The organism is Alteromonas stellipolaris, assembly GCF_001562115.1.
GTDB lineage: Bacteria > Pseudomonadota > Gammaproteobacteria > Enterobacterales > Alteromonadaceae > Alteromonas > Alteromonas stellipolaris.
Genome location: NZ_CP013926.1, coordinates 4,271,716 through 4,293,246, shown reverse-complemented (window position 1 = coordinate 4,293,246; position 21,531 = coordinate 4,271,716). Strand labels below are relative to the sequence as shown.

Below are 21,531 nucleotides of genomic sequence, written 5' to 3'. Positions count from 1 at the left end.
AAGACATAATCAACCACAATAAAGCGGGTGCTTCTAACAGAAGTCACCCGCTTTTTTTAATCTGCCGCAAAAGCTTCAAGGGTAGCCAAGGGAATAATATCAAGGGCTCGTTCGTGGGTTGCTTCTAATCGCACTTTGGGTGCAACACCCGCTTCGTAAGCCTGTAACCATCTGGCGGCGCACAAGCACCATCTATCGCCGGCAAGTAAGCCTGCAAAATCCATACTGGGCCAGGGCGTGATTAAGTCATTACCTTGGCGTAAGGAGAATTGTAGAAACTCATCGGAGACTACTGCACAAACACTGTGGTTGCCCACATCTGCATCGGGCACATAGCAAAAGCCTTCTCTCGTGAAACCTGTGTTACCACAACACAGTTGTAATGGTCTTCCATAGACATTTTTAGCATTGGCCAAAACGAATACCTCTTTTTGCGCGTATAAGCATTGATTGTATACCTATTTCTCATAAAACTCAGGCATCTGCTAGCCGTTGGCTGCACAATATCCTAGGTGTTTTAATTACGGGAACCTAGCGTAGATAGATTTGAATGAATTACCCATTTTCTAAACTGGTGTTAGTGCATGTTAGATAAAAGCCAAAAGTCAGCGCCCATTAATTTTTCTCAGCAGGAAATTGACCGCTTTGATGCGCTAGCAGAAAGCTGGTGGGATCCCAATGGTAATTATAAAACCGCGTTAGATTTTAATCGTGCACGGTTATCTGTGATTGAGTCTCAAATAATCAGTCACTTTTTGAAAAGTGAGCAAGCCCAGAGCTCTCCTCAAAATGCGCCTACGGCAAATTCCCTGACGAATGCCACTCATAAAACCAAGCCTTTTACGGGGCTCTCAATTGTAGATATTGGTTGTGGTGGTGGGCTTATTAGTGAGCCGCTTGCGTTAAAGGGGGCAGATGTGACTGGCATAGATGCAAGCGCCATGAGTATCGAAGTGGCGAAGCGGCATGCCAAGAAAAGCAATGTGGAGGTTGACTACATACACGGCCTTTCATCTGACCTAGTAAGCCAAGGCCGCCAATTTGACATAGTCATTAATGCAGAAGTTGTTGAGCACGTACCTGATCAAGTGCAGTTAATAAAGGAGTGTGCAAGCTTAGTGAAGCCAGGCGGCTTATTGGTGCTTGCGACATTAAATAGAACCATCAAAAGTTTTATCATCGCGATTGTCGGCGCTGAATATGTAATGCGGTATTTACCCGTTGGTACTCACGATTGGAAAAAGTTCGTTAAACCCACTGAGCTAAATCAATGGGTAGGTGAAGGGTTTACGCTTAAGCACGAGACCGGAATGGCATTAAATCCATTCACCAAAGTATGGAAGCTTACACCCAATCCGAGTGTGAATTATCTTCAGGTTTACCATCGTTCACTATAAAGCTGTTGGTAGGCACGTCCCCCTTTCAGGATTATTTTAAGTGTTGCCGATACTGACGGTTCGCTTTTGTTAAACTCACATTCCCGTTCATTCCCGCTTACTCATGTTCCTGAACGACAGTGGACAATAATCGATATTATAAGTGTTCGATATTCTCTTTATTTCCACTCTGAATGGTATGGTTGAGTATACTCTCAGAACAACCTAGTCGGCTGAATCTAAAGTGTTTTACATTTTATTTTTCGCGAAAACCGTTCTAACTACTGGAACCTTACCGTAAGTCTATCAACAAACTTCTGCTCTCCTCCTTGTTATTCACATTAAATTAACATAAAAATAACACAGGTCTGGCCTCAGACCACTAATGTCTATCACTCAAGGAACATGCAATGAAACTAAGAACGAAAATAACAACACTCATGCTGTTTTTGCTTGCCGCAGTATTACCTTCTCAATCTTGGGCGGGTAATTACGCTAAAACACAATACCCAATTGTACTGGTTCACGGTCTCTTCGGTTTTGATGACATTTTGTTTGTAGATTACTTTTACAAAGTGCCTCAAAAACTATCTCGAAACGGCGCGGTGGTTTATATCGCAGAAGTGTCTCCTTCTAATTCTACCGAAGTGAGGGGAGAGCAGTTACTTAACTATATTGATGAGGTACTAGCACTTTCTGGTGCCGAAAAAGTTAACCTTATTGGCCATAGCCATGGCGGACCTACGGCAAGGTATGCCGCAAGTGTAGCGCCCAGTAAAGTGGCTTCGGTTACCTCCGTAGCCGGAGTTAACTGGGGGAGCGCTGTGGCAGATGTATTAAAAAGTGGTCTTACTGAAGGGTCTGTGCAAGAAGGTACAGTGGGTTTGATCACCGACGCTTTTGCTAATCTTATCGAACTAGCATCGGGCTCAGATCCCCGAGATAAACCCACAGATTCTGTAGCTGCGTTAACCTCGCTATCAACCGCTGGTTCAATTGCGTTTAACGCTCGCTACCCCGAAGGCATGCCCTCGGCCTACTGTCGAAATGACGGTAAAAAATTAGGCGAGAATGGCGTGTACTACTACTCCTGGAGCGGTGGTAGAACTTACACAAATGCGCTGGACGTGGTCGACCCTTTTCTTGCCATTACAGGCTTGGCATTTGGTGAAACCAATGATGGGTTAGTGTCTTCGTGTAGTTCGCATTTAGGTAAAGTACTTAAAGATAACTACAAGATGAATCACCTCGATGAAGTTAATCAAAGCTTTGGTATTACCCATTGGTTTGAAACCAATCCGGTAGATGTGTTTGTTGACCAAGCAAACCGTTTGAAAAATCTGGGCTTATAATGCACCGGTGGTTGTTCATAGGAGGGGGCGCTGCCCTCTTTCTTGTGCTCGTAATTAGCATCTCAATAAGCGGAAATAGTGATACTTCTGATGGTGAGCACCTTGGAAAACCTCAAGCTACCGCAGCGGCAATAACCAGCAAAGATGCGACTGCAACTGAAATTAAAAAGGCAATTCAGCCAGTAAAAAAGGTAAATTCCCACGCGTCAGCTCTACCAGTATTTACCTTATATTTTGGCGTAAAAGACAGTTTCGATCGCTTTATTTTTGCCAATGAAGGCGCTTCAGAAGATGAGGTTAAGGCTCTGTTTACTGTGAATGCTACTAATATGTATGAGCCAAGATCGGCTACGTACGCTGCTGATGTATTCACTCGATACGTAGTATATAAAGTGGCATTGGCAGATACTGATACCGAAATCGAGAAAGTGCTCACAGTACCAATCGAGAACACCGTTACCGATGTCACGTATGCAGGTATTTCGTTAAGTGAAGTTGAACAAAAACTAGCAATGAGAGACACGTTGCGTCTTAGTTACTTTTCCCAACAAGAGTATGAATACTTGTTTTCACTTGATGCGGCGATTGACGCAAGAGCACTTGCTCGTCTTGCTATTGCTCAAGATCGCGACCTCTCAAGGGAGCAAAAACGCAATGAGATATTTGATCAATTAAATGCACTAGGTGGGCAGGAAAAAGCGGCGTTTGAACCTACCTTAGACATGGAAAAAATTAACCAAATTAAGCAAAAACATGCAGATTCAGAGTCTCGTTACCACGCTATTGCCGCTGAATTTGGCCATCAGGTAGCTGAGCGATTCTCTGCATTATGGGAGACGCAAGCACTATGGCAACAACGAGTTGATGCCTACCGAGACTATCAAGAATACGTGAGCGCTAGTGCAATGAAAGCGCAAGCACAGCAAGACGCCTTAGCAACTTACAAACAAACCCACTTTTCGAATACCGAACAAAAGCGCCTGAGAGTGATTGTAGATGTAAATCTGTGAACAGGTATAACCATTCAACCTTTTAATAGTTATACCCCAACCGAATATGATTTGAACCCATGGGCAAGCAGCACTAGTCTGACTGTTAACATTCTAACGATACGATATTGGCTATGAAAATTTACGAGACCAAAACTGCGCCTAATCCTCGCCGTGTTCGCATGTTCCTTGCTGAGAAAGGGATTGATAAATCACAAATAGAGTATGTACAAGTAGATATTCAAAAGGGTGAAAATTTAAGCGCAGAAATGCGCGCTAAAAACCCACTAGGTAAGATTCCTATTTTAGAATTGGATGACGGTACCTGTATTGCTGAAACTGACGCCATTTGCACGTATTTTGAAGCCATTCATCCTGAGCCTTCGTTATTAGGCTCTACGCCTATTGAAAAAGCCACCATCGCTATGTGGCAGCGGCAAGTAGAAATGGCGCTAATGTTACAAGTAGGCATGTGTTTTCAACACACCACAGGGTACTTTAAAGACAGAATGGTACCTGTGCCGGAATACGGTAAAGAAGCCGGTATCAATGCATCAAAGTATTTTAATATCCTCGAACGCCGACTCGAATTACACGAGTTTATAGCGGGAGATACCTTCTCTATTGCGGATATTACTGCGCTGTGTGCCATTGATTTTGCACGGGTGGTGGATATTCGAATTAAAGACGAACAAACCAACCTTCAGCGTTGGTATGACAACGTTAGTAGCAGAGCGAGTGCAAAAGCCTAATGATAGATTTATACAGCGCAGCAACACCCAATGGTTGGAAAGCGTCAGTAGCATTAGAAGAAATGGAACTCGACTATACCGTGCACGCAGTAAACTTAATGAAAGGCGAGCAAAAAACTACTGAGTTCCTCGCCATGAACCCAAATGGCAGAATTCCCGTTATTGTGGACAAAAGCGAAGGCGACCATGTGGTTTTCGAATCTGGCGCCATCATGCTTTATTTAGCTGAAAAGACAGGTAAGTTTTTACCCGCAGACGCCAAAGGCAGAAGCCAAGTGATGCAATGGGTTATGTTTCAAATGGGGGGTATTGGGCCAATGATGGGGCAGGCGAATGTGTTCCATCGCTATTTAGAAGAAAAGATCCCCATTGCTATCGACCGTTATCAAAATGAAGTACGCCGATTGTTTACGGTGCTAGATGGGCGATTAGAAGACAACGAATATTTAGCCGGTGATTACAGCATTGCCGACATGGCGAACTGGTGCTGGGTGCGTACCTATGAATGGTCGGGCGTAAGTATTGAAGGGCTAGATAACTTAACTCGCTGGAAAAACAGTATCGAGGCACGCCCTGCGGCGCGCCGTGGTGTTGAAGTACCGAATAAAATCGATAAAGAAGCGTTAATAAAAGGCGCTAAAAACGTGGTTACTCGATAATACGTCACCCGATAACACGTTACTCTAATGCGTTAACTAATCCCTGCGCCAATGCTTGTATGTGCGCAGGACCTATACCGCAACACCCGCCTACAATTGAAGCGCCAGCGTTCACCCAAGTTTGTGCGTACGTTAAGTATTTTTCAGGGGTGACATCTTCACGCAACGTAGAGAGCATTTCATTAGCATCATGCTTTCTAACATGCTCTGAAAAACTATTAGCATAAACGCCAATAGGAATATGGGCATTGTGCGAGTGTGTAAACGCAATGGCAGCTTCCATCTCTTCAGGCTGCGAGCAGTTAAACAACACGGCATCCAGGTTATCTAGAGTGGGCAGTATTGCATTCAGTGGCTCACTAGAACGCAAGGTCACAGGGGTTGCAAAGTCATGACGATTACTGAGCGAGTAGGAAAGCCAAATTGGTTTAGATGAGTGCTGTTTTAATAAAGACGTTACCGCGATGGCTTCTTCTACCGAAGATACGGTTTCTACAAGCCAAAAGTCGATGTAGGACGCTTGTGCTTCAATCAATGGTAGTAAAATTGAAGAGAGTTGCTCTGCACAAAATAGTTCAGGTTTATAAGAGCCAAACGCAGGAGGAATGCAACCTGCAACTAACACATCACACTTTTCAGCAACAGTTCTGGCAATACCGGCCGCGCGCTCGGCAAGCAAGAATGCTTGCTCATCAAACTGTTTTTGTCCTATATGAAAAGGCACTAACGCGTAAGTGTTGGTGGTAATGATTTTTGCACCCGCATCCACAAAGTTTTGATGTACTTGGGCTACTAAATCAGGGGCTTTCATTAAAGAAAGAGCAGACCATTCGGGTTGCCTAAAGGGAGCCCCAACTCTTTCTAATTCGCGGCCTAATCCCCCATCAAGAATTAAAACGTTTGACGATGGATTTGTTGACGAAGTGTCTGTGATCTTTGCTGTGCGTAAAGTTGTAACCACGTTACCCCTGCTTTTGTTTAATATATGTAATACCAATCCGCATAGATAATCGCCCACTCAGAAGGCGCTGGCAAGTTTCCTAGCAAAGCGTGGGAATGCAGGAATGGCTGTTCCCTTTCAAATTTCCAGAATGAAGCTAGGAAGCTTGCCAGACCTTCCCGAAGGGCGAGTTTAAAATGTCCGTACTCTTTGTTGTGTATACCTGTGGTAACACGCCGCGATTACGAACATTTTAAGTCTCGCTGAGAGGGTAATTATCTATGCGGACTGGTATAAGCTAATAGTAGTTCGCGATAAGCGACAAGTTTGCGCTACCGATAGACTGCGCTTTACTCCCTACGTTACCTGCACTAATACTACCTTGATATACGCCCCGAAGATCAGCGTCTTTTAACGCACTTTTCACGCAGGTAACCAATTCTTGTTTTATATTCTGTGGCATGGCTCCATCGATGATAATGCCATCGAGGTCGAGCATGCTAAATGCACAGTGTGTGGCAAAGGCAATCCCTTGGGCGGCTTGTTCCATCCACACTTGAACGATGCGCATAAATTCTGGATTGGTTTTTAAACCAGACCAGTGTTCCGGTGCCTCATACAATTTATTACCATCAAGTCCCGCTTCATTTAGCTGCTTTTCTAATAAGTATAGCGATGATTGGGTGATGAGTTGTTGCTGTTGGCTTTGGGCGTTAGATAAAAAAGGTAAGGAGCCAATTGCGCCAGCATTCCCCGATTTTCCTGTAAATAGCTGATTGTTAATGACCAAGCCACCGCCAAGAAAAGTGCCAACAAAAACATAGAGGAAGTGGTTAAATCGATGTGGATTACCAAAGGCCATTTCTGCGCTGCAAGCCGCCGTCGCATCGTTACTCACATAGATGGGTAAGTCTAGAAGTTCAAATAACGCAGCCTGAATATCAAGGCTTTTCCATGCCTCTAACGCATCAGCAGGTGCGCCCGCTTCTTCTGCCCAACTCCAAATTTCAAATGGCATAGCAATGCCTAGTCCGCGAATACGCGTTCGTTGTTCGTTACTGAGTTGTTGCGTTAATACCGACACACCGCGCTGGGTAAATGAAAGTAAATGATCGACGGTGGGGTAGGCGACTTTTTCGTGAAGCGAAGCTTTTACATTACCAGCCAAATCTAGCAAGGTCATATCAAAACTGCGCCGACCAATTTTCAAACCCAATCCAAAGGCGCCATCTGCATTTAATCCAAAAGGCACTTTAGGTTGCCCAACACCACCGCGAACCGGCGGTAGTCGCTTAACGAGCTCGTCAGATTCTAGTTTTTTGATAATGACCGTTGCAGACTGTGCCGATAAGCCCGTACGTTGAGCGATGTCTGCTTTTGGAATAGCGCCATCGTGACGAATAAGGGTGAGTATATCCCGTTCATTTTGTGTGCGGTTGTCTAGTCGCCCAGATGCAGAATGGTTTGTATATCTTTCTGATGAATCTGTGTGCTCGTGGGGTTTTGTCATTTACAGTGTACCTGAGTCATTATGAAATGAATGTTATAACAAACAGCATCAATAAGTCATGGATAGATACTAATTCAATATCTTTAACACAATTCACCGAGGCGAGTTTTTCTCTACCAATCAAGCCGATAGATTACGCATTCATCATCGGGAATGTCAAAGTGATAAAATAATAAATCAACAAGGTTGATTTATATTTGAAGCTAGTTAATACTATGCCCCAATTAATTAACTATAATTTAACGTGCCCGTCGGAAAGTCCCTCGGCTACGCTTATTATCCATGACTGCAGCGGTTTAAAGACTAATGTTATCGCTGTAAGCTTCAGCCAGAGGTGTTTATGAAAATTTTATGTTTAGGCGAAGTGCTTATCGATATGTTAAGTGCGGGTGCAGCGGACCAAAGCGAAATGCCAGCAATGAATTCATTCCAGCCTTATGCTGGTGGTGCGCCTGCTAACGTCGCGGTTGCTGTTGCTAAACTTGGTGGTCAAGGCGCTATGGTGTCTAAAGTAGGTGACGATACTTTTGGTCGTTTTCTTCAAGACATGCTTAGCTACCACAACGTAAACACTGATTATGTTTGGAGTACGAAAGAAGCGAATACAGCATTGGCTTTTGTTAACTTAGATAAAGACGGTGAACGTTCTTTCGATTTCTATGTTGATAATGCTGCACATAAGCACATTGGTGAAGACGACTTGGCCACGGTTGCATGCGACGATACTAGCGTGCTGCACTTTTGTTCTGGCTCAATTTCAGGCCCCGAATTGCTTCCCGGCACCGACTATATTCTAAACAAAGCTAAGCAAGAAAATATGCTGGTATGTTTAGATATTAACTATCGCCCAGCGTTTTGGGACGACACGGCTAATGCGCCAGGCCGAATTGATGAAGTAGCTAAAAAAGTAAGCATTTTAAAAGCAAGTCGCGAAGAGCTGGCTGAGCTTTACGGTGAAGAAAATGCGCAGACTCACGTACAGCAGTGGCTAGATAGCGGCGTTAAAGTGGTATTAGTGACCGATGGCGGCGAACCTATTCAGTACATTACAAAAGAATTTAGTGGCACTTTGGCCTCGCCAAAAATGGACGTGAAAGATACGACTGCCGCTGGCGACTCATTCATTGGTGGTTTCCTGTATTTCTTATCTACCAAAGTGGCTAATAGCGCAGAATTCGATAAGTGGGCAAGTAGCTTTGAAAACGTAAGCGAAGCCACCGAGTTTGCTATTCGCTGCGGTGCATATACGGTAACGCAATATGGTGCCTTCAGTGCGCTGCCAACTATGGAAAATATCGCGAAATAGGTAGTGTATTGGTGCACATAGTGTATTGATATGAGTCTAGATACATAATTCAAAAAGCAAGGCGAGTATGCCTTGCTTTTTTATTGTCGCGAAAAATAGCGATACGATTTATGCGAAGAGACTACGTCCACTTACCTCTATATGGTTTCGTCTAGACTCAGTTTTGATGAAAAGAACTATACAGATCGAAAGTAGCAAAATGACTAACGAACTAGGCTCGGAAACAAAGTAGTTATCTACACCACTGTCGGCAACTAGCGCTAGAGAAGCGACGCCCGAATTAACTTGCGCCCACTCTAAAAAAGCATCGAAGTGATCGGTGCGAGGTGAGGATAGATTCCTGCCCATTATGCTGTTATTTCTAATAAGCCCGTCTGGATTGAGTGCACCGCCATTGTATTCATCAAATAAGCCAATCATGTGGCCAAATTCATGAGCAGCTACCACTCCCTGTCGAGAATATGCGTAACCAGATGGTTTACCCGTATACCATTGTACTAAGTTCACATTCCCGTCACCTTCATAGACAATAACAGTATGGTCAGCGCCCACATCCGTGCTCAGCCAATCTACATTAAACACAGTGTCGTAAAAATAGGTGCCGTCAGATAAGTCAAAGGCATTACTCCATATGGATTCAATACCATCTTCCCAAATGTCTCGAAGTGCACTGCCGGGTTCATAACCGTCTAAATAAACATCGACATCAATAAGTAAATCTTGATTAACAAAGCCAATATCGTAACTAGCTGTCCACCGGAAGTTACCCCAAGGATTTTGAGATAAAATACTATATCTGACCGTTTCAGTCGCAATATTAGTAATTAGCCCAGCGTTGCTCGCTGTGGAAAAAAGGAGAAGGAAACCAATAAGGCAATGTTTGAACGATCGCGAAAACAACATTTTTTGTCCTTGGCGCAGCATTAACTCATGCAGGCGCACATAAAAATTTTTCTGTAATTTCTTTTCTAACAGTAGGTTAGATGGAAAAGAAAAAGCTAATATACTTTAAGTGTAAGCTAAAAACAGGGTTTGTAAAAAAAATGTTTCATTAAGATTATGATTCGATAAGTGCCTTCACGTTGATAAGTGTATCTGCCTCGTTAGCTGGCTTATCCCAGCGGATACGGTGTATACGAGGAAATCGTAGCGCTACGCCTGATTTATGCCGTTTAGACGGGTGAACCGCATCGAAAGCCACTTCTAGTACTAGCTCTTTTTTAACTTCTCGCACCGGCCCGAAACGGCCTATGGCGTTTCGTCTTACCCAGTTATCCAGCTTCTTAAGCTCTTCATCAGTAAAGCCCGAGTAAGCTTTTCCAATAGGCAGCAATTGCTCATCTTGCCATGCGCCAAAGGTGTAATCGGAATAAAAGCTAGAACGCTTGCCGTGACCACGCTGGGCATACATCATCACCGCATCTACCACCAGCGGGTCGCGTTTCCACTTGTACCATTGGCCTTTAGGTCTGCCTGGTACATAGTGGCTGATTGAACGCTTTATCATTAACCCTTCTACCGCGCGATTTTCACATACCTTTTTATGTAATGCTCGAAGATCTGTTGGTGAATCGGCAGATAAGCACTCAGATAAGTGCAGTCGTGATTTATTGTCGTGTCCCTGAATACCATTTTTGTCAAACCACGCTTCTAGCGCTCTACGTCGGGTAGTAAGAGGGGATTCGGTTAAGTGTTTGCCGTCTAACATCAGTGCATCATAAACAATAAGCCCTGCGGGGTTGGTTTTCATTAACGCAGCAGTAGGCTTTTTCTTATTGAGTCGTTGTTGCAGGGCATTAAACGTATCGACTTCGTCGTTATGCATCACCAACAGTTCGCCGTCTAGCACCATATTATCTATCACCATATTGCCATCAACGCTATCGAGTAGGTCGGGGAAAGCATGACTGATGTCATCACCGGTGCGGGAAAACAGCGCCTTTTCTGGCTCTTCTTTGGTGGTATTACACACCAGCTGTACTCGAATGCCGTCAAACTTGTGTTCTATTTGCCACTGCTCGGGGCTAAAGTCATCAATATCATCTTGCGCAATGGGGTGGGATAACATAACAGGATGAAAGGTGACAGCATTGCTAATATCCGGTTTAGGGCCGTTACCTTCAAGCCATGCGAGAAGGTCGGTATAAGGCGGTGTAACCCCATGCCACAGCTTTTCTACTTCAGTGATGTCTTGGTTACCGTATTCCGCCAAAATTTGTTTGATAGAGCGAGCCGATACGCCAATTCTCAACCCCCGTGTACCAAGCTTTAATAGAGCCCAGCGCTGTGATGGGGTCATTATGGTGAGATAATTCGCCAACGTTGAAGCGACTTTTTGTTTACTCACATTCGCAAATGTATCAACCACTTCAGACAAACTGGGCAGTGCTTCACCTAGTGTAAATTCGGGCCATAAGTGGGCTACCGTTTCGCTGACTTCGCCTACATAGTCGTAGCTCATTGCAAACAGTTCTGGGTCTACCCGTTCAGTTATCAGCTTTTTAACGGTATTGCGTTTGAAGAAATCAAATCGAAGAGTACCTGCCATCGCGGCAATAGCCCAGCCGCGATCGGGGTCTGGCGTAGTAGCAAGGTAATGCAGAATGAGCTGAGATTTGGCTTTAGTACCAGCGGTATAGTAAAGCTGTTCAAGTAAGTCACTAAATGCCTGCATTGCTATTCCTCCTGCGCCGCTTCATCGTAACCTACCAGCGATAATGCTCGCGCTTTAAACCCCATCTTTTGTGCTTGATACATAAGGGCATCTTCACGGCCATGGGTCACCCATACCTCGCTAGGGTTCACTTCAGTAAGGGTTTGCAATAACTCTGGCCAATCGCAGTGATCTGAAATAATAAGTGGTAGCTCAGCGTTGCGCTGCTTAGCTCGCGCGCGAATTTGCATCCAACCAGACGCCAACACAGCGCGAACATGTGGCAAGCTTCTCGACCACCTGTCGGCTAATGCAGAGGGGGGAGCCAACACGATTTCACCGGCTAATAATGCTTTATCTTCTACCTCGCTAACTGGAATAATATCGCCTAAAGCTATGCCTTCTCGTTCGTACAAATCACACAGTTTTAGTAGTGCACCGTGTAAATAGATAGGTTTGGTATAGCCAGCTTCTCGAAGCGCTAAAATAACCCGCTGGCATTTGCCTAATGCGTAGGTTCCTACTAAATGACAACGTGTCGGAAATACATTAAGGGAGTGAAGAAGCTTTTGGATTTCTTGTTCAATTGGTGGGTGGGCAAATACCGGTAAACCGAAGGTGGCTTCGGTAATGAGCACATCGCAGGGTACTACCTCAAACGGCGGGCAAGTGGGATCGTGCCTACGTTTGTAATCGCCAGATATCACTAGCCGATAACCCGCATACTCAATAAGCAATTGTGACGAACCTAGTATATGGCCAGCAGGGTAAAAAGTGACTTTTATCTTGCGTTGCTCCTGTTCAGTTGAGGCACTGTTACTATCAGTAGTGATTACCTCATCAAACTCTACGCTCTCGCGATAGGGCACTGGTATTTGTACTTCAGCCATATCGTCGCCATAACGGGTGGTCATAATTGCCATGGTTTGCGGGTGGGCAAATACTCGCTTGTGGCCGGCTCTAGCATGGTCGGCATGACCGTGGGTAACCAGTGCGGTTGCTACAGGCTGCATAGGGTCGATATGAAAATCGCCCGGCACACAATACAAACCAGCGTCGTCCGTTTTCATCCACTTTGAAGGGTGCATTGTATTTTTGGCCGTCATATTAAAACCCATATGCTCTTGGTTAGCGTTTCATATGACTACGGTGGTTTTACGCAATTGGTTGAGCGTAGAGGAAAATTAAACCCTTCTGGTGAATTAACGTATATCTACTATTGCTTATCATAGAACAGCAGAGTAACGAAAAATCATGGCGCAGGAGAAGTTCGGGCAAGGGCATAAAGTCGTGCGAAGTTTTTATGTCTAAGACCAAAGCACCACTTAACAAAGCAATTAAAACCGGTAGTGACATTTTGCCACCGGCGTTTAGCCAGTGGTTTAAAAATAAAGGCTGGGCGCTTCGAGATTATCAAAGGCAAATGCTAGAGCAAGACTCCCATAACACTACTTTGCTCATTGCCCCAACCGGAGCTGGAAAAACCTTATCAGGCTTTCTACCTAGCTTAGTCGAGTTAGCTCAATCGCCACAGCCAGGCTTGCACACCTTATACATTTCCCCGCTTAAAGCGTTAACTCAAGATATTCATCGTAACTTATTACAACCTATTGAAGAGATGGAATTGCCGATAACGGCAGAAACCCGCACTGGCGATACACCGTCGTATAAACGACAGCGCCAACGAAAAAAACCGCCCAATCTGCTACTTACCACCCCAGAATCTTTAATGTTGATGCTGAGCTATGCCGATGCTGACAAACTATTTGGCAAACTTAAGCGAGTCATTATTGATGAAACCCATAGCTTGGTGGCAAACAAACGGGGAGACTTCCTGTCTTTAGCGCTAGCGCGGCTTTCAGTATTGTCACCTAAAATGAAACGGGTAGGCTTGTCGGCCACGGTAGCTTACCCAGAAACGCTAGGTGCATGGCTTGCTGGCACAGAAGGCGTTGCTAATATCATCAGCGTGAAAGCGGGTGAAAAACCCAAAGTAGAGATGCTGCAATCTGAAAACCGCATGCCCTTCGGTGGTTTTATGGCGCGTTATGCCATCACCGATATCTACAAGGCCATTGAAGACGCAAAAACGACCTTGGTGTTCGTTAATACTCGGGCGCAATCTGAACTGATTTTTCAAATGCTGTGGGAACACAATACCGCTGCCTTACCTATAGCCTTATACCACGGAAGCTTGAGTAAAGAGCAGCGGCGCAAAACAGAAGCCATGATGTCTAGCGGCTTGTTACGGGCAGTAGTATGTACTTCGGCGCTTGAGCTAGGTATTGATTGGGGCGATGTAGATAAGGTCATTCAGGTAGGTGCGCCCAAAGGTGTTAGCCGGTTGCTGCAACGTATTGGCCGAGCAAACCATCGGTTAGATGAACCCAGTGAAGCGTTGCTTGTACCAGCTAACCGATTTGAAGCGCTGGAATGCCAAGCGGCTATTGATGCAATTAATAAGGGCGAGCTAGATGGCGATGCCCCGCAGCCGGGGGCATTGGATATCATCCCCCAGTTTATTGTGAATTGCCTATGCAGCAATGCTGACAGCCCAGGCACCCTTTACGAGCAAATACTCATGGCCTCGCCCTATCAAGGGCTAGATAAACAAGATTTTGAAAAATTATGGCAGTTTGCGTTAGATGGCGGGAGTGCGCTTAACGCATACGAGCGATATCAGCGCCTAATGCAAAACGAGGATGGCACTTTTTCACCGGCCAATAGGCGGGTGATTCAACGTCATCGTCAGAACATAGGCACAATTGTTGAGGCGGGTAGATTAAAAGTAAAACGGATTCGCCGTGGTAATCAGGGCAAAATTATTGGTGAGGTAGAAGAGTACTTTGCCCAGCAACTTACCCCAGGCGATACGTTTTACTTTGCTGGTGAAGTGCTTAAGTACGAAGCCATTCGGGATATGCAATTACATGCACGCCCTGCTAAAGCCAAAGAGCCTAAAATCCCCAGTTATTCCGGTGGCCAAATGCCACTGTCGACATACTTGGCTGATGGGGTTAGAGCCATACTCGCTAACCCAAAAAGTTGGCGCAATTTACCTGCACAAGTGCAAGAGTGGTTAAAGTTACAACAGCAGTTTTCACAGCTTCCTGAACCTGAAAAGGTGTTGGTGGAGCAGTTTCCTTTTCGCAACGTGAACCATACGCTGTATTACACATTCGAAGGTAGGAAAGCGAACCAAACCTTGGGCATGCTGGTTACCCGTAGAATGGAAAAAATGGAGATTAAGCCGCTTAGCTTTAGTGTGACTGATTATGGGTTGTCGATAAGTGCAGTGAAGCAGATTACCGACACTCAACTACAGCAACTGTTTCAGCCAGATATATTAGGCGATGAGCTAGAAGACTGGATGTTACAGGCGCCCATGTTAAAACGCTCTTTTAGGCAGGTGGCAGTAGTAAGCGGCTTAACCGAACAGCGTTATCATGCCAGCCAGAAAACCATGAAGCAGGTAACGTTTTCAACTGACTTAATTTACGACACGCTGCGTGAGCACGACCCTGATCACATTCTTTTAGCGGTCGCGCGGGCCGATGCTGAACGGGAGTTGTTAGATTTACAGCGCTTAGCGAATTTGCTTATTCGCTTTGTAGATAAAACCACGTTAGTAAACTTAGAAAAAGTATCGCCCATGGCCATACCGATTGTGCTGAATATGCGCAGTGAGCAAATAAAAGGGGCAGGTGCTCAGGCGATCATCGAGCAAGCCGATTTATATGCCGAAGCAGAAAATATGCTAGACGAAGTACGAGCTTTGTTGTCCTAAAAGCTAAAAGCGGCGTGATTTTATCTGGATAGCGAACTAATAGCTCAAGTGCGATTGACGCGTCGGTTGGATCATCTTTGGCCCCACTCGGTGATAACGCTCTACGATATAGGCACAGCATCGTCGGTTTAATTGGGAATAAGGTGACAAAAGGATACTTTTGCAAGGCATAGACGATTGGCCCTTTTGACAGCTCAAGCGCAATAGCAATTTGCCCTGGGTGCAGTTGATGTAGCTTTGTAATCCACTGTTCGATAGCTTCAGCTGAAAGTTTTACAACGGCTAACTCCCTTGTACCATCAGCATAATGGATGCAGACATCATGCTTGGATGAAGCCCAATCTAATAAGAACGCTAAAATCATTTGTTCTAGAAATAGTTACTCTCCCAATAGTTATCGTGTTGGATATGTCAGTTCAGTCTTTCGAAGAAAATATAGCGGCTATTCTAGAAGCAATCCCTGAGTGTTCGTTTTAGAGTAAGCGTACTCAAAACATCGAAACAAAAGCGCTAAACATCAAATGTTGTTGTCTGAGATGCGTATGAACCGAGCACATATCCTAAAACCTAAATTATCGTTTATAGGATGCGAGTGACTATACCTTGTCTCTAGCTGACTATTAACGTAACTAATACTGTTTGCAATATTTAATACAAGCCTAGTAATTAAAAGGTAAAATTCTACATTATAAATTAATATCAAATTCTAATTAATAATATTTTTCAAGAAAATTATGTTTTCACGCATGATGAGTGTAATTATCATGCGTGAAATTGTTAGCTAGTCCATAACTCAGTGTCATTTTTAGAAATAGTAAAAACAGCACGCTGATTTACCTGTCGATATCGTCCCTAGCTCCATTCCTCTTTAAACTTTGACCTCAGTGAAATATTATTGCAATCATTGTGTTTTTATGTATCTAGGCATCAACATACCCAATAGGTTAGTAATACGTGTCTGTAATGATGAATACATGTGTACTTAAAAATCTAAGCTGAAATATTTTTGTAATAGAGGACTAGTAAGATAAATGAAAATTAATTTAATGTAGTAAGTGCATGAAAATTCTGCTAATTAATTTGCCTGAATCTGTCGATAGACTCAAACTTTTTTCGGAAAGTGCTAAGCGCTATTCAGCTGATTATTCGATAACAACCGGAATCAATATTAGCTTGTCCGATAGAGCAATGTGTCAAGAGTATTCAGAGCGCGCTAACAAGTTCGATTACTACAAAAAATTAACTAAGGGGGAGATTGGCTGCTTTCTTAGTCACAGAAAAGCCTGGTCTATTATTGTCGAGCAGAGATTACCATTCGCCATTGTGTTAGAAGACGATGTGATGTTTGAGGCTAGCTTTCGCCATTTAGGTGAAGTGATAGATAAATTTAACGAGTCTTGGGATTATATTAAGCTTAATGAGGTGCATGAGAAGCGGGCCACGAAAACTATGTTCACGGCTAAGGGGGGGGAGGTAGTAAAATATAAAAAATTACCTATTGGCGCTTCTGCACAATTAGTCTCCTATAACGGTGCAGTAAAATTACTAAAATATACAGAGTCTTTTTCTAGACCTGTTGATGTTGAACTTCAATGGTTGTCAGTAGATAAAATAAAGGCTTTTGGTATAAAGCCTTACCCGTTTAAAACAAGAAAGGTACAAAGCGAAATTGACCGGCTTGGTAAGAGAGGTGCTGTTCGTGGAAATCCTCTTATAAAGTTTTTAAATCTACTGAAATTTAAGTTTCACCTTTTAATAAATGAAATTACAAGAAGCTAAAAATAATAGATAGGCTATATCTAACCCATGTTATTATTCCTCAAAAATTAATCAGTTATTAATACATTGTCGCGAATTAAAGTCCGAAATGAACAGCGCTACTCACTAAATTAGGCCGCTCCGCGTATTCACTATAGACGACTTCAGGTTATTTGTAATCAATGCACTTCCTTGTTCTTAATTTCAGAGAAAGTTGCGCTTGAGAAATCTGCTCGTCTGTTGATTTTCTTAGGTCTGTTTTCTAAATGGTGTTATTTATTAGACCCTTGCTACAGAGCTCTTTATTAAAAAATAGTGTAATAATAAGTCCCTAAAACTGTAAATTATTTTACATAAATCCATAATGAAATTAGTTTATTTTTTGTATGCCTAATTTATTTTGGCATGCCGTTAAATATCTACTAACATAGTTAAAGGAACTAATATGAAAAAGTATTTTAAATTTGTTGCTATATTTGTATTAATGATAGCTTCCGCAACTTCTTGGGCAAATTATGCCATCTTATATAAAGACACTAACTTTAATATTAATGCCGGTTCGTTGTTTGCGTCGTCATACGATAACTCGTACAGAGTTGTCGGTGTGGATAATGATTCATTTTCATCTGTTATTGTAAGCACAGGGACATGTTTAGTAGTATTTAAAGATTCAGACTACAGAGGTGATCATATATTTTTTTCCGAAGGTGAGTATTCGAGCCTTGGAGCCTACAATTTCAATGATACAATTTCATCACTATGGGTATACCCGATTCAGGGACTATCTAGAACAAACTCCTGCAACTCTTCAGATTTAGTTTATTTTTATAGAGATAGTAATTTCGGAGGTAGTCATTTAGCTGCTCCAGCAGATACTTCTGATGGGATTCATCGTTTAAACGACGAAATAACAAGTATAAAAGTACCTTCTGGCTTGTGTGCGGTTTTAACAAAACATGCAAACTTTGGTGGAACTAAAGTAGAATTTGATGATGATGTGAGCACGCTTAGTGATTATGACTTCAATGATGAAGCATCTACATTTATGGTTACTAGTGCGGGACTTTGCGATCCTACAGCCCCCTCAGATAGTAGTTCAGGTGGTTCAGGTGGTTCAGGTGGTTCAGGTGGCAATATGCTTAATCAATTTTAAAATGGATTAACGCTCTACGTTATTGCTATTAGATGTTGTAAAAATGTACTGCGCACAAAGTTTAATAAATGGACTCTAACTGTTAGAGTCCATTATTTTAAAATAGTCTTTCACCATATTAAACCAAGTCCAACATAGAGGCTTTGACTTAATATTTCATATTCTTTAACTATCACCCTTTAAACTCAAGGTCTATAACAGTTTCCCCAGTAGGTCGAAATCCAGCGACGTAAAATAGCAGGCCACATGTCAGCAACTGCAATTCATGGTTGCACAATGTTTAAGAATTAACCCCACTCACCCGCTTAAGGATAATCGGGTGGGAATGCGTATAATGCACTGAGTAAAGCATTTTCAAAGAGGTCAGTAAGTGGCAATCAGTGAGCAGTGGCTATCGGTACAGGTGGCGTTGCGTAGTATTAGTATTGTGAAATTTGCAGAGATGCTTTGGTTGTTAGATGCCAGAGGTGTGGCGTATTTGCCTGCGCTTGATTGGCTGGTGGTATCCGATTTACACCTTGAAAAAGGCAGTTATTTACGTAGTTATGGTAATCCGCTGCCAAGTGTAGATTCCGTTGCCACGCTTAAACGTTTGCAGCAGATTATTCGCGATTACAACCCTGCTCGGGTGATTAGCTTAGGTGACAGTTTCCACGATAAACACAGTATGTCTCGTATGACTGCTGAAGACAGAAGCCTCTTATGCGATATCATAAATAGCGTTCCCAATTGGGATTGGGTAGAAGGAAATCATGACCCCGACTTACCTAAGGGTATTCCTGGCAACCCTTGCCATGAAATAGTGCATAGTAATGTGGTATTTCGCCATGAGCCAGAAATCTGTGAGCCAGAATCACGTGAACCAGAGCCGCATGAAAAAGAGTCACATGAACAAGAGCCAAGTACGAAGGGTGTAGGTAAAACTAAACCCCAAGCTAAGCATCAAGTTATTGGTCACTACCATCCTAAAATACGCAAAACCATTTCCCGTCGACGATTTTCCGGTAAGTGCTTCGTGGTGACTGAAGACTTGTTTATCATGCCAGCTTTCGGGCAATTTACGGGGGGCTTAGATGTGGATGAAAAGGTTATGCTAGCGTTAGCATCTAAAAATAAACGCGCGTGTTATATGTTGTATGACGGTACGATTTTTAAAGCTTAATCGTCAAATTATCATAATGCTGAGCGCAATAAAAAACGGGCAACAAAGTTGCCCGTTTTTTATGAATCTACTATCAAACTAGCCTAATCGCGCCAGCGCTTAGTTAGGTCTTCGTAAGCATCTATGCGACGGTCACGGAAATAAGGCCAAATGCGTTTTACTTTTTCCGTGCGGGTTAAATCTAGCTCTACCGATAGTGTGGTTTCGCCATCCGCTTCTGCTTTCGCTAAAATTTCACCCTGCGGGCCTGTTATAAAGCTTTGCCCCCAAAACTGAATACCTGGGTCGCCCGCCACTGGCGATGCTTCAAACCCTGTGCGGTTTGCTACGATAACCGGCACAGAGTTTGCCACTGCATGTGAACGCTGAATGGTTTCCCATGCGCCATGCTGGCGGCTCTGCTCTTCTTCGGTATCGGTAGTATCCCAGCCAATTGCCGTTGGGTAAAACAATAAATCAGCGCCAGCCATTGCCATTAAGCGTGCGGCTTCTGGATACCATTGATCCCAACATACCAGTACACCCAATTTACCCACGCTGGTTTCAATTGGCGTAAAGCCCATGTCACCCGGCGTGAAGTAAAACTTCTCGTAAAATCCTGGGTCGTCAGGAATATGCATTTTACGGTATTTGCCGGCAATCTCTTTGCTTCTATCAAATACCACAGCGGTATTGTGATAAAGGCCTGAACCGCGCTTTTCAAATAAGGATGTCACTAATACAATATTGTGTTTTTCAGCAAGTGCACCAAAGAAATCTGTTGCAGCACCTGGAATAGGTTCTGCTAAATCAAAGGCGTCGGTATCTTCCTGCTGGCAAAAGTAGAGGGTGCTATGAAGTTCTTGTAGCAAAATACACTCACAGCCTTCTGCTGCGAGTTTTGCAACTTGCTCAGCACTTTTGTTCCAGTTAGTCGCTTTGTCGTTATCAGCAACAGACTGTTGTACCAAGCCTATCTTTAGCTTAGTTCGTTGCATGTACAGACACTCCTTTTGAAAAGGTGGAAATAACAGATTCTTTCAACGTATTTGTGGGTACCTGCATTGAAATACAATGCAAACTGCCAAATTGCTTTACCAACACCGAGCAATCAATAGGTTCGATAATATGGTCGGGGTAAGCTTGCTGCATTTGGGTAATTGCCGCTTCATCTTCAGGTTGCCCATAAATAGGTAAGAGCACCGCACGGTTACAGATCAAAAAATTGGCATAAGATGCGGGTAAACACTCGCCCTCGTTGTTAACAATGTGTGGCAGTGGCAATCGATATTGTTCATGCTCAGGCATTGCCGTGGCGCACTCTTCACACAGCGCACTTAGCCCTGCATAATGACTGTCGTCTTTTCGATTATCAGCCGCTTGAATGACTAGGCCTTTATTGGGCGTGAAACGCACAAGCGTATCAATATGTCCGTCAGTGTCGTCACCTTCAAGATGACCATGTTCTAACACCGTAAACGTATTACAGCCTAACATGTCATTAAAGGTTTCAGCGTAATCTTCGATGGTCATATCACCGTTGCGCTTAGGGTTTAACAAACATTGAGAGGTGCTAAGCAAGTGGCCAAAGTCGTCAATTTCTAACGCGCCGCCTTCAGCAACGACTGGGCTACTTCGAAGGGGTAATTTACATAACGAGGCAAGGTAGCGTTGGTTAGCCATATTGTCTTCACTGGCGTCAAACTTTTCGCCCCAACCATTGAAACGAAACTCTACTGGCGCGCCAGAGCCTTCGGTATCTCGACAGGTTAAAAACCCGTAGTCACGCACCCAAGTGTCGTTATATGACGCAGGCATGATAAGCACACGTGCGTGATCGCCTAAGCGTGATATCACATCATCAACATCGTCAGGGGCGCACAGCAATATCACACCCGCGTGATAACGGTTGACCGCAGCAATGACGTTCAAGTACGTTTCACGGGCTTCTTCTAGCCATGGCGACCAGTCGGTTTCTGCATGCGGCCACGCCAGCATCACAGCATCAACGGTTTCCCATTCAGGAACCAGCTTACGACTACCTTGCATGTATATTCTCGATAGAAATAAATAAAGCGACGATTATAACTATCCTACTCATGCCTACCAATAGCAAACTTGATGAAATTCTTTTCTTGTCACGACCAGTGTCACA

General features: G+C 43.7%; 18 protein-coding genes and 1 pseudogene. 10 read left to right on the top strand and 9 right to left on the bottom strand.

Features of this window, described 5'->3' with window-relative positions:
• Positions 1 to 56: 56 nt before the first annotated feature.
• Positions 57 to 416, bottom strand: a complete 360-nt coding sequence (locus tag AVL57_RS18145) for a DUF2237 family protein (protein ID WP_057795601.1) — start codon at positions 414 to 416, stop codon at positions 57 to 59.
• 168 nt (positions 417 to 584) lie between these two features.
• Here AVL57_RS18145 and ubiG point away from each other — a divergent pair, with 168 nt between their 5' ends.
• From ubiG to AVL57_RS18120, 5 genes are all read left to right on the top strand, one after another.
• Positions 585 to 1,397: a bifunctional 2-polyprenyl-6-hydroxyphenol methylase/3-demethylubiquinol 3-O-methyltransferase UbiG gene (ubiG, locus tag AVL57_RS18140; RefSeq protein ID WP_057795603.1), complete on the top strand. Its 813-nt coding sequence runs from the start codon at positions 585 to 587 to the stop codon at positions 1,395 to 1,397.
• 389 nt (positions 1,398 to 1,786) lie between these two features.
• Positions 1,787 to 2,728 (top strand): esterase/lipase family protein, encoded by a 942-nt coding sequence (locus tag AVL57_RS18135; RefSeq protein ID WP_057795605.1) that lies wholly within the window; start codon positions 1,787 to 1,789, stop codon positions 2,726 to 2,728.
• Positions 2,729 to 2,772: 44 nt separating this feature from the next.
• Positions 2,773 to 3,738: a lipase secretion chaperone gene (locus AVL57_RS18130; RefSeq protein ID WP_158443239.1), complete on the top strand. Its 966-nt coding sequence runs from the start codon at positions 2,773 to 2,775 to the stop codon at positions 3,736 to 3,738.
• Positions 3,739 to 3,851: 113 nt separating this feature from the next.
• Positions 3,852 to 4,469 carry a glutathione S-transferase family protein gene (locus tag AVL57_RS18125; protein ID WP_057795609.1) on the top strand — a complete coding sequence of 206 codons (618 nt, stop codon included), beginning with the start codon at positions 3,852 to 3,854 and terminating at the stop codon, positions 4,467 to 4,469.
• Complete coding sequence (locus AVL57_RS18120) at positions 4,469 to 5,128, top strand: glutathione S-transferase family protein (protein ID WP_057795611.1); 660 nt, start codon at positions 4,469 to 4,471, stop codon at positions 5,126 to 5,128. Before AVL57_RS18125 ends, AVL57_RS18120 begins: the two co-directional genes overlap by 1 nt.
• A 19-nt stretch (positions 5,129 to 5,147) precedes the next feature.
• Here AVL57_RS18120 and AVL57_RS18115 read toward each other — a convergent pair whose 3' ends face one another.
• Entirely contained in the window at positions 5,148 to 6,089 is a 942-nt protein-coding gene (locus AVL57_RS18115; RefSeq protein ID WP_057795613.1) for a homocysteine S-methyltransferase family protein, read from the bottom strand.
• Positions 6,090 to 6,366: 277 nt separating this feature from the next.
• Positions 6,367 to 7,578, bottom strand: coding sequence for an ROK family transcriptional regulator (locus AVL57_RS18110; RefSeq protein ID WP_057795615.1), 1,212 nt, complete (start codon positions 7,576 to 7,578; stop codon positions 6,367 to 6,369).
• 340 nt (positions 7,579 to 7,918) lie between these two features.
• Here AVL57_RS18110 and AVL57_RS18105 point away from each other — a divergent pair, with 340 nt between their 5' ends.
• Entirely contained in the window at positions 7,919 to 8,884 is a 966-nt protein-coding gene (locus AVL57_RS18105) for a carbohydrate kinase family protein (protein ID WP_057795617.1), read from the top strand.
• Between the two features lie 108 nt (positions 8,885 to 8,992).
• On the opposite strand, the gene AVL57_RS18100 is transcribed toward AVL57_RS18105, so the two are convergent.
• From AVL57_RS18100 to AVL57_RS18090, 3 genes are all read right to left on the bottom strand, one after another.
• The gene (locus tag AVL57_RS18100; protein ID WP_057795619.1) at positions 8,993 to 9,787 is read right to left on the bottom strand and encodes a hypothetical protein; all 795 of its coding nucleotides are present in this window, start codon (positions 9,785 to 9,787) and stop codon (positions 8,993 to 8,995) included.
• 154 nt (positions 9,788 to 9,941) lie between these two features.
• Positions 9,942 to 11,558: a cisplatin damage response ATP-dependent DNA ligase gene (locus AVL57_RS18095; protein WP_057795621.1), complete on the bottom strand. Its 1,617-nt coding sequence runs from the start codon at positions 11,556 to 11,558 to the stop codon at positions 9,942 to 9,944.
• Between the two features lie 2 nt (positions 11,559 to 11,560).
• Positions 11,561 to 12,625: a ligase-associated DNA damage response exonuclease gene (locus AVL57_RS18090; RefSeq protein ID WP_057796552.1), complete on the bottom strand. Its 1,065-nt coding sequence runs from the start codon at positions 12,623 to 12,625 to the stop codon at positions 11,561 to 11,563.
• Between the two features lie 215 nt (positions 12,626 to 12,840).
• Here AVL57_RS18090 and AVL57_RS18085 point away from each other — a divergent pair, with 215 nt between their 5' ends.
• Positions 12,841 to 15,324, top strand: coding sequence for a ligase-associated DNA damage response DEXH box helicase (locus tag AVL57_RS18085; RefSeq protein WP_057795623.1), 2,484 nt, complete (start codon positions 12,841 to 12,843; stop codon positions 15,322 to 15,324).
• Positions 15,325 to 15,331: 7 nt separating this feature from the next.
• Here AVL57_RS18085 and AVL57_RS21100 read toward each other — a convergent pair.
• Positions 15,332 to 15,688 (bottom strand): annotated as a pseudogene (locus AVL57_RS21100) (IS110 family transposase); the annotation flags it as partial.
• A gap of 695 nt (positions 15,689 to 16,383) precedes the next feature.
• On the opposite strand from AVL57_RS21100, the gene AVL57_RS18080 reads away from it, so the two are divergent.
• The 3 genes from AVL57_RS18080 to AVL57_RS18070 all read left to right on the top strand — a co-directional run bounded on the left by AVL57_RS18080 (position 16,384) and on the right by AVL57_RS18070 (position 19,397).
• Entirely contained in the window at positions 16,384 to 17,103 is a 720-nt protein-coding gene (locus tag AVL57_RS18080; RefSeq protein ID WP_057795626.1) for a glycosyltransferase family 25 protein, read from the top strand.
• A gap of 424 nt (positions 17,104 to 17,527) precedes the next feature.
• The gene (locus AVL57_RS18075; protein WP_057795628.1) at positions 17,528 to 18,235 is read left to right on the top strand and encodes a beta/gamma crystallin-related protein; all 708 of its coding nucleotides are present in this window, start codon (positions 17,528 to 17,530) and stop codon (positions 18,233 to 18,235) included.
• Between the two features lie 370 nt (positions 18,236 to 18,605).
• Positions 18,606 to 19,397 (top strand): metallophosphoesterase family protein, encoded by a 792-nt coding sequence (locus tag AVL57_RS18070; RefSeq protein ID WP_057795630.1) that lies wholly within the window; start codon positions 18,606 to 18,608, stop codon positions 19,395 to 19,397.
• 83 nt (positions 19,398 to 19,480) lie between these two features.
• On the opposite strand, the gene AVL57_RS18065 is transcribed toward AVL57_RS18070, so the two are convergent.
• Both AVL57_RS18065 and AVL57_RS18060 read right to left on the bottom strand, forming a co-directional pair.
• Positions 19,481 to 20,374, bottom strand: coding sequence for a carbon-nitrogen hydrolase (locus AVL57_RS18065; protein WP_057795632.1), 894 nt, complete (start codon positions 20,372 to 20,374; stop codon positions 19,481 to 19,483).
• A complete protein-coding gene (locus AVL57_RS18060) occupies positions 20,361 to 21,425 on the bottom strand; it encodes an agmatine deiminase family protein (RefSeq protein WP_057795634.1) in 1,065 nt (354 codons plus the stop codon). The genes AVL57_RS18065 and AVL57_RS18060 overlap by 14 nt, the downstream gene beginning before the upstream one ends.
• Positions 21,426 to 21,531 lie beyond the last annotated feature (106 nt).